The following is a 1,505-nucleotide window of genomic DNA, read 5'->3' as shown; positions in this document are numbered from 1 at the left end:
TCTCCGCCGGCGCGGCCGATGCGCAGGGCATCCCCGTGATCGACCAAGCCGCCCTTGCCAAGCAGCTGGAGAGCATTGCGCAACTCAAATCCCAGCTCGACACTTTGAACCAGCAGCTTCAGCAGGCGCAGCAGCTCTACGGCTCGTTGAACAAGCTGACGAACATGGCGGACGTCGCGAGCGTGCTCAACGACCCCTCGATCCGCAAGGCGCTTCCCCAGGATTTTAATGCGATCGAAAGCCTGCTGAGCGGTGCGGGCTCAGGCGCCTTCGGCGAGTCCGCCTCGAAGTTCCTGCAGTCCAATTCCACCTATCAGACCAGCGCGAACGATTTCTACGCACAGGAGCTGTCCCGGATCCAGAACAAGAACGCCGGCCAGATGAGCCTTGGCCAGCAGATTTACGATGCCGCCACGAAGCGGATCGACGGAATCGATCAGCTCCGGCAGCAGATCTCCTCGGCCGGCACCTCGAAGGACGTGGCCGACCTGCAGGCTAGGCTCCAGGCGGAGGCGGCGTTCCTTCAGATCGATGTGGTGCGCATGCAGGGCCTGCGCATGGTGCAGCAGGCCCAGGCACAGGTGGACGACCAGCGCAAGGCCGAGGACTGGCGCCGGCGCGTCGATACGATGAGGGCGGCGCTGCCATGAGGAGGATCGTGGCCCTGTTCCTGTTGCTTCCTCTCGCCGGGTGCTTTGAGCCGGGGGAGGGGACCCGCACCGTCAGTGATTACCTCGGCGACGAGGCGCTGCGCGCCGCGCAGCTGGCGAAGTGCCGGGAGAATCCTGGCGCGCTCGCCGAGACGCCGAACTGCGAGAATGCGACCGAAGCCGACGGCAAAGCCCGCCTCCAGCGGATGAACAAGGCGCTCGGAGGGTAGGGCATGTACCAGGTCTTCTCGTTCCTCGACGACCAGTTCAAGGCCCCGCTCGAGAACTTCATCAGCTCGGGGACTTCGGGCATCGCGTCCTGGGTAACTGGGCCGCTGACCGTCGCTCTGACGCTCTACGTCGTCATCTACGGCTTCCTCGTCCTGCGCGGCTCAATCCCCGAGCCCATCATGGAGTTCGCGTTCCGGGCGATGAAGCTCGCCATCATCCTGATGCTCGTGCAGAACGCATCGAACTATCAGACCTATGTCACGAAGGTGTTCTTCGAGGACCTGCCCACCGAGATCTCCGGGGCTCTCAACACCGGGTCGGCGCCGAGCGCCTCTGCCTTCGATTCCCTGCTCGACAAGGGCCAGAAATCAGCGAACGACATCTGGGCGAAAGGGTCTTGGCCCGTCGACGTCCTGACCGGCGCGGCCGGGCTGGTGGTCATCGTCATGACCTTCGTCGTCGCGGCAATCGGATATGTGGTGTCGCTCTATGCCCGGGTCGCGCTCGCGATCGTCCTGGCCATAGGTCCGATCTTCGTCGTCCTGGCCATGTTCCAGTCGACCCGCCGGTTCACCGAGGCGTGGATCGGCCAGATGGCAAACTTCGTCATCCTGCAGGTCCTCG

At 64.0% G+C, this 1,505-nt stretch carries 3 protein-coding genes; all 3 read left to right on the top strand.

Going from position 1 to position 1,505, the window contains the following annotated elements; translation table 11 throughout:
* On the top strand, positions 1-650 hold a 650-nt coding region (virB5, locus tag K9U40_RS22935), incomplete at its 5' end, for a P-type DNA transfer protein VirB5 (protein WP_282892392.1).
* 8 nt (positions 651-658) lie between these two features.
* The gene (locus K9U40_RS22930; RefSeq protein WP_394107490.1) at positions 659-880 is read left to right on the top strand and encodes an EexN family lipoprotein; all 222 of its coding nucleotides are present in this window, start codon (positions 659-661) and stop codon (positions 878-880) included.
* A gap of 3 nt (positions 881-883) precedes the next feature.
* On the top strand, positions 884-1,505 hold a 622-nt coding region (locus tag K9U40_RS22925), incomplete at its 3' end, for a type IV secretion system protein (RefSeq protein ID WP_282892391.1).

Origin of the sequence: Xanthobacter autotrophicus (assembly GCF_030015065.1) — a bacterium.
In the GTDB taxonomy this organism is placed as follows: domain Bacteria; phylum Pseudomonadota; class Alphaproteobacteria; order Rhizobiales; family Xanthobacteraceae; genus Xanthobacter; species Xanthobacter autotrophicus_D.
This window is presented reverse-complemented; position numbering and strand designations above follow the sequence as displayed.